Source organism: Mycobacterium sp. UM_CSW (genome assembly GCF_000455205.1).
Taxonomy (GTDB): Bacteria; Actinomycetota; Actinomycetes; order Mycobacteriales; family Mycobacteriaceae; genus Mycobacterium.
Genome location: NZ_AUWQ01000116.1, coordinates 1 through 7,092, shown reverse-complemented (window position 1 = coordinate 7,092; position 7,092 = coordinate 1). Strand labels below are relative to the sequence as shown.

7 protein-coding genes are annotated in these 7,092 nt (G+C 68.2%); 4 read left to right on the top strand and 3 right to left on the bottom strand.

Annotated elements, in window-relative coordinates; all coding sequences use genetic code 11:
• Positions 1 to 367: 367 nt before the first annotated feature.
• Positions 368 to 1,450, bottom strand: coding sequence for an anthranilate phosphoribosyltransferase (gene trpD, locus N415_RS27675; RefSeq protein WP_068188655.1), 1,083 nt, complete (start codon positions 1,448 to 1,450; stop codon positions 368 to 370).
• A gap of 138 nt (positions 1,451 to 1,588) precedes the next feature.
• Between trpD and N415_RS27670 the strand changes: the two genes are divergently transcribed.
• From N415_RS27670 to N415_RS27655, 4 genes are read left to right on the top strand one after another with little or no spacing between them, the layout of a single operon-like run.
• Positions 1,589 to 2,200, top strand: coding sequence for a heme-copper oxidase subunit III (locus N415_RS27670; RefSeq protein WP_066913412.1), 612 nt, complete (start codon positions 1,589 to 1,591; stop codon positions 2,198 to 2,200).
• 35 nt (positions 2,201 to 2,235) lie between these two features.
• Positions 2,236 to 3,102: a c-type cytochrome gene (locus N415_RS27665; protein ID WP_081665562.1), complete on the top strand. Its 867-nt coding sequence runs from the start codon at positions 2,236 to 2,238 to the stop codon at positions 3,100 to 3,102.
• The gene (locus tag N415_RS27660; protein ID WP_068188653.1) at positions 3,099 to 4,280 is read left to right on the top strand and encodes a ubiquinol-cytochrome c reductase iron-sulfur subunit; all 1,182 of its coding nucleotides are present in this window, start codon (positions 3,099 to 3,101) and stop codon (positions 4,278 to 4,280) included. The genes N415_RS27665 and N415_RS27660 overlap by 4 nt, the downstream gene beginning before the upstream one ends.
• A complete protein-coding gene (locus N415_RS27655) occupies positions 4,277 to 5,935 on the top strand; it encodes a cytochrome bc complex cytochrome b subunit (protein ID WP_068188649.1) in 1,659 nt (552 codons plus the stop codon). The genes N415_RS27660 and N415_RS27655 overlap by 4 nt, the downstream gene beginning before the upstream one ends.
• A 54-nt stretch (positions 5,936 to 5,989) precedes the next feature.
• Here the strand turns inward: N415_RS27655 and N415_RS27650 are convergent, their stop codons facing one another.
• A complete protein-coding gene (locus N415_RS27650; protein WP_068188646.1) occupies positions 5,990 to 6,838 on the bottom strand; it encodes a hypothetical protein in 849 nt (282 codons plus the stop codon).
• Between the two features lie 104 nt (positions 6,839 to 6,942).
• The coding region (locus N415_RS31745; RefSeq protein WP_152531614.1) for a DUF2561 family protein at positions 6,943 to 7,092 on the bottom strand (150 nt) is incomplete at its 5' end.

The window sequence follows — 7,092 nt, the reverse complement described above, 5'->3', positions numbered from 1 at the left end:
GCCCGAGCTGATCGCCGCCGCGCCCGACGGCCAGGGCGGCTACCACCTGGCCGTCGTTCGCTACGGGCAGCTCGCGGCGGCCGGCACGGCCAGGCGCGGGGTGCCGCCGATGCCGGTGATCGACGCGATTCACGCTGGCGCACAGGCGATCCTGTGCGCGGCGGCCCCGCTCGGCGGCGCGCTGGTGGAGGAGACGGCGCTCATCGCGCGCTGGCTGGCCGCGCCCGGGGTGCGCATCGTGCGGGTTTCGGGCGTCACCGACGACGGATGGGCCTCACCCCTGCGGGCGGCCGGCGCCTGGTCGGCGTGGGCCGCGCTGGCCCGCTCGGCGCGGATTGCCTCCCAACAGGATCTGGCGCAGATCGAATCAGAGCTGCTGACCGAACCGCACCCATCGCGCGAGCAGCTGTTCGGCCGCCCCGGAGTCGATGGCCGTGCAGGCCCGCCGCAGCCCGTCCTCCCAGGCCGGCAACCATTCGGCGCGGCTGGATAGGCCGGCGTGGGCGACGATCGCCCCGGCGGCGTTGAGCACGACGGCGTCGCGGACCGGGCCCTTGGCCCCGCCCAGCACCGCACGCGCCTCGGCGGCGTTGGCCTGGGCGTCGCCACCCACCAGCTCGCGCAGCTCGGCGCGGTCGAACCCGAACCCGGCCGGGTCGAACGTCAGCCGGTCCACCGTGCCCGCCTGCACCCGCCAGATCGTGCTCGTGGTGGTGGTGGTCAGCTCGTCGAGGCCGTCGTCGCCGTGCACCACCAGCACGCTGGACCGGCGCGACGCGAAGACCCCGGCCATCACCTCGGCGAGGTCGGCGAACGCGCAGCCGATCAAACCCGCCCGCGGTCTGGCCGGATTGGTAAGGGGCCCAAGGAGATTGAACACCGTCGGCACCCCGATCTCGCGGCGCACGCCGGAGGTGTGCCGGTAGGACGGGTGAAACAACGGCGCGAAGCAGAACCCGATCCCGACTTCGGCGACGCTGCGCGCGACCTCGTCGGGTTCTGCGTCGATGCGCACCCCGAGCGCCTCCAGCGTGTCGGCGCCCCCGGACAGCGACGACGCCGCCCGGTTGCCGTGCTTGACCACCGGCACCCCGGCGGCGGCCACCACGATCGACGCCATCGTGGACAGGTTGACGGTGTTGACGCCGTCGCCCCCGGTGCCCACGATGTCGACCGCGTCGTCGGGAATTCCCGCGGCGGGCAACGAGCGGGCGTGGCTGAGCATGACGTCGGCCAGCTCGCTCACCTCGGCGGCGGTCGGGACCTTCATCGTCATCGCCACCGCGAAGGCGGCAATCTGGGCGGGGCTCGCGTCGCCGGACATGACCTGGTCCATCGCCCAGCCGGCCTGGCCCCGCGCCAGGTCCTGCCCGCCCGTCAGGCGGCCGAGGACCCGGGACCACGACGGCGGCTCACCGGGGGTCTCAGCGGGTTCGGATGACGCGGGCACGCGCCGATGGTCCCACGAGGATCACCGCGTCCCCAATCGTTGCCGGGCGGGAGGCCGCTCGGGGCGCCGGAAACGCCGATTCGCGAAATTTCCGACCCGGGTAGAGTTCGACAACTACAAAGCGTCATACTTGCGGATGTGACCAGCGCTGTGGGGACCTCGGGTACTGCGATCACGTCGCGAGTGCATTCGCTGAATCGGCCCAACATGGTGGCCGTCGGCACCATAGTTTGGCTTTCCAGCGAACTCATGTTCTTTGCTGGCCTGTTCGCGATGTATTTCACGGCGCGGGCACAGGCCGGCGGGAAGTGGCCGCCGCCGCCCACCGAGTTGAACCTCTACCAGGCCGTGCCGGTGACGCTCGTGCTGATCGCGTCGTCGTTCACGTGTCAGATGGGCGTGTTCGCGGCCGAACGCGGCGACGTGTTCGGCCTGCGCCGCTGGTATGTGATCACGTTCCTGATGGGCCTGTTCTTCGTCCTCGGCCAGGGCTACGAGTACTACCACCTGATGTCGCACGGGACGACCATCCCCGGCAGCGCCTACGGCACCGTCTTCTACCTGGCCACCGGCTTCCACGGCCTCCACGTGACGGGCGGCTTGATCGCCTTCATTTTCCTGCTGGCCCGCACCGCGATGAGCAAGTTCACCCCCGCGCAGGCGACGGCCAGCATCGTCGTCTCCTACTACTGGCATTTCGTCGACATCGTGTGGATCGCGCTGTTCACCGTGATCTATTTCATCCGATGAGCCGGCGCTAGACCTAGACGGACAGGAGTGCTCGGTTGAAGAAACTGGGGTCTACCCGAAACGGTGCGCGGCGGAGTCCGTCGCGAAAAGGGCAGCGTGATCGCTCGCGCCGGCGCCTGCGGCGCCGGCTGTCGGGGGGCTTGCTGCTGCTGATCGCGCTGACCATCGCCGGCGGCCTGGCGGCCGTGCTGACCCCCACCCCGCAGGTGGCCGTCGCCGACGAGTCGTCGTCGGCGCTGCTGCGCACCGGCAAGCAGCTGTTCGAGACGTCCTGCGTGTCCTGCCACGGCGCCAACCTGCAGGGCGTGGTCGACCACGGGCCGAGCCTGGTCGGCGTCGGCGAGGCGGCCGTCTACTTCCAGGTGTCCACCGGCCGGATGCCCGCGATGCGCGGCGAGGCGCAGGCGCCACGCAAGGAGCCAATCTTCGACGAGGCTCAGATCGACGCGATCGGTGCTTACGTGCAGGCCAACGGCGGCGGACCCACCGTCGTGCGCAACCCCGACGGCAGCCTCGCGATGCACTCGCTGCGCGGCGAGGACCTGGGCCGCGGCGGCGACCTGTTCCGGCTGAACTGCTCGTCGTGCCACAACTTCACCGGCAAGGGCGGCGCGCTGTCGTCCGGTAAGTACGCCCCCGACCTGGGTCCCGCCAGCGAGCAGCAGATCCTGACCGCGATGCTGACCGGCCCGCAGAACATGCCGAAGTTCTCCGACCGCCAGCTGTCCTTCGACGCCAAGAAGGACATCATCGGCTACGTCAAAGCGGTCAGCGAAGAACGGCAGCCGGGCGGCTATGGCCTCGGCGGATTCGGACCCGCACCCGAGGGCATGGCCTTCTGGATCATCGGGATGGTGGCAGCCATCGGGTTGGCACTGTGGATTGGGACGCGAGCATCATGAGCGACACCGATAAAGACCCGGTGGGCCGGGAGCCCGACGAGGCGGCGCTGGCCGCGATGTCGCAGCAGGAACTCGTGGCGCTGGGCGGCAGGCTCGACGGCGTCGAGACCGTCTTCAAGGAGCCGCGCTGGCCCGTCGAGGGCACCAAGGCCGAGAAGCGCGCCGAGCGCTCCGTGGCGCGTTGGCTTTTGCTGGGTGGCGGATTCGGGCTGGCGCTGCTGGTGGTCTTCCTGTTCTGGCCGTGGGAATACCGGCCCAAGGAGGCCTCGGGCAGCTTCCTGTACGACCTGGCCACCCCGCTGTACGGCTTCACCTTCGGGATGTCCATCCTCTGCATCGCAATCGGCGCTGTGCTCTACCAGAAAAGGTTTATCCCGGAAGAGATCTCGATTCAGGATCGCCACGACGGCGCCTCGCGCGAGATCGACCGCAAGACGGTCGTGGCGAACCTGGGCGACGCCTACCAGGGTTCGACGATCGGCCGGCGCAAGCTCGTCGGGCTGTCGCTGGGCATGGGGCTGGGCGCGTTCGGCCTGGGCACCCTGGTCGCGTTTGCCGGCGGCCTGATCAAGAACCCGTGGAAGCCCGTCGTGCCCACCGCCGACGGCATGAAGGCCGCGCTGTGGACGTCGGGCTGGACCCCGCGCTACCACGGCGAGACCATCTTCCTGGCGCGGGCCACCGGTTCGCATTCGGGAGCGCCATTCGTCAAGATGCGCCCCGAGGACATGGACGCCGGCGGCATGGAGACCGTCTTCCCGTGGCGCGAGTCCGACGGCGACGGCACCACCCCCGAGTCGCATGAGAAGCTGACCGCGATCCAGATGGGTGTCCGAAACCCGGTGATGCTCATCCGCATTCGACCGACCGACATGCCACGGATGGTCAAGCGTCAGGGTCAGGAGAGCTTCAACTGGGGCGAATTCTTCGCCTACACCAAGGTGTGCTCGCACCTGGGCTGCCCCGCGTCGCTGTACGAGGAGCAGTCCTACCGAATCCTGTGCCCGTGCCACCAGTCGCAGTTCGACGCACTGCATTTCGCCAAGCCGATATTCGGCCCCGCCGCGCGTGCGTTGGCACAACTGCCAATCACCATTGACTCCAACGGGTATCTGGTCGCCAACGGCGACTTCATCGAGCCCGTCGGTCCGGCATTCTGGGAGAGGACGACAACATGAGTCCCAAACTGAGTCCCCCGAAGATCGGTGACGTCCTGGCCCGCCAAGGCGAGGACATCGACACGCGCTATCACCCGTCGGCGGCGGTGCGCAGGCAGCTCAACAAGGTCTTCCCCACCCACTGGTCGTTCCTGCTGGGCGAGATCGCGTTGTACAGCTTCATCGTCCTGCTGATCACCGGCGTGTACCTGACGCTGTTCTTCGACCCGTCCATGGTCGACGTCACCTACAACGGCACCTACCAGCCGCTGCGCGGCGTCGAGATGTCGCGCGCCTACGAATCGGCCCTGAACATCTCGTTCGAGGTCCGCGGCGGCCTGTTCGTCCGCCAGATCCACCACTGGGCCGCCCTGATGTTCTCGGGGGCGATCATGGTGCACCTCGCGCGCATCTTCTTCACCGGAGCGTTCCGCCGTCCCCGCGAGGCCAACTGGGTGATCGGCTCGCTGTTGCTGATCCTGTCGATGTTCGAGGGCTACTTCGGCTACTCGCTGCCCGACGACCTGCTGTCGGGCATCGGCCTGCGCGCCGCGCTGTCGTCGATCACGCTGGGCATGCCGGTGATCGGCACCTGGCTGCACTGGGCGCTGTTCGGCGGCGACTTCCCCGGCACCATCCTGATCCCCCGGCTCTACGCGCTGCACATTTTGCTGCTGCCGGGGATCATCCTGGCCCTGATCGGTCTTCACCTGGCGCTGGTGTGGTTCCAGAAGCACACCCAGTTCCCCGGCCCCGGCCGCACCGAACACAACGTCGTCGGCGTGCGGGTGATGCCGATCTTCGCGGTGAAGTCCGGCGCGTTCTTCGCGGCCATCGTCGGCGTGCTGGGCCTGATGGGTGGCCTGCTACAGATCAACCCGATCTGGAACCTGGGTCCCTACAAGCCATCTCAGGTCTCCGCGGGCTCCCAGCCCGACTTCTACATGATGTGGACGGAGGGCCTGGCCCGCATCTGGCCGCCCTGGGAGTTCTACTTCTGGCACCACACCATTCCCGCCCCGGTCTGGGTCGCGCTGATCATGGGCGCGGTGTTCATCCTGCTGATCATCTACCCGTTCCTGGAGAAGCGGTTCTCCGGCGACTACGCGCACCACAATTTGCTGCAGCGGCCGCGTGACGTTCCGGTGCGCACCTCGATCGGGGCCATGGCGATCTCCTTCTACATGGTGCTCACCCTGGCCGCGATGAACGACATCATCGCGTTCAAGTTCCACATCTCGCTGAACGCGACGACGTGGATCGGGCGCATCGGCATGGTGATCCTGCCGCCGTTCGTCTACTTCATCACCTATCGGTGGTGCATCGGTCTGCAGCGCAGTGACCGCGACGTGCTCGCGCACGGCGTCGAGACGGGCATCATCAAGCGGCTGCCGCACGGTGCCTACATCGAGCTGCATCAGCCGCTCGGACCGGTCGATGCCCACGGCCACGCGATCCCGCTGGAGTACGAGGGCGCGGCGGTGCCCAAGCGGATGAACAAGCTGGGCTCCGCCGGCACACCGGGCAGCGGCAGCTTCTTGTTCGCCGATCCGGCGTCCGAGGACGCCGCGCTGCGCGAGGCGGCACACACCGGGGAGCAACGCTCCCTCACCGCGCTGCGCGAATACCAGGAGAGCATCAACGGCTCCAACGGCTCCACCAACGGCGAGCACTAGCGTTCCGCGACACTTACACCACGCACACGACACGCCGAAAACCGTAGCGGTGGTTTAAGTTTCGCGGTGTCCTCGGCGGGCCAACGCGGCCCGAACGCGATGCACGACGTGTTCGGGTTTGTCCTCAGCGATCACCCGGACGACGATCCAGCCAAGCTCTGCAAGCTTGCGCAGCCGCGCCTGGTCTCGGACATACTGGCGACGGTCGGTGCGATGTTGGTCGCCGTCATATTCGGCCGCCACCTTGTAGTTCTCCCAACCCATATCCAGCACGGCCACCAGTCCCCAGTTTTCGTGCACCGGTATCTGCGTGGTGGGAACGGGCAGGCCGGCATCGATCAACAGCAGACGCAGCCACGTCTCTCTCGGCGACGCAGCCCCGGGATCGACGAGTGGAACCGCCGCGCGCAGCCGGCGTAGGCCCCGGGCGCGCGGATGCCGCTTGGCGAGGAGCAACACGTCCTCTACGGCGAATGGGGTCGCGCGCATCAGCGCGTCGAGTCGCGCCACGGCCTCTGCGGTGGGGAGTTCCCGCGCCAGGTCGAACGCCGTCCTCGCGAGGGTAGTTACCGGCAGCCCGGTGACACGAGTGACCTCGTCCGGCTCGATGCGTCGATTGCGGGTGATCACACCGATCGGGGAATGCGGGTTGCGCCAAATCAATTCGACGGGCTCGTCGTCGTCGATCCACTTCGCGCCGTGCAGCGCCGCCGCCGCAAGCCCGGCCACGACGCCGCGGCGGTCCGACCACAGCCACGCCGCGCGAGAACGCAATCCGAGCGACGGTGCCACGTGATCCGGCACGTATACGTCGGGATAGATCGCGCGGAACCGGGTCCTCAGTTGATACGGGCTCAGCGTCCCCCGGCGCAGCGCCTCGCTGCCCCTGAATACCTCGTCCACAAACGAAAGACGTCACATCGCGCCGACAGGCTCCACGAGGCTTAACTGGCTGCGACCCGTTTCGGCGTGTCGTCGCACACGCTTAAGTGTCGCGAGGCGAGCGGCTAGCGCCCGTCAGCCAGGCGGCGCAGCTGGCGGACGTGCAGCCATTCCACCACCGGCATCCCCGCGATGATGACCCCGGCCAGCCCGTAGCCCACCCAAGACCCACCGTCGTGCCCGACGGCCATCAGGTACGTCGCCGTGGCCGCCGC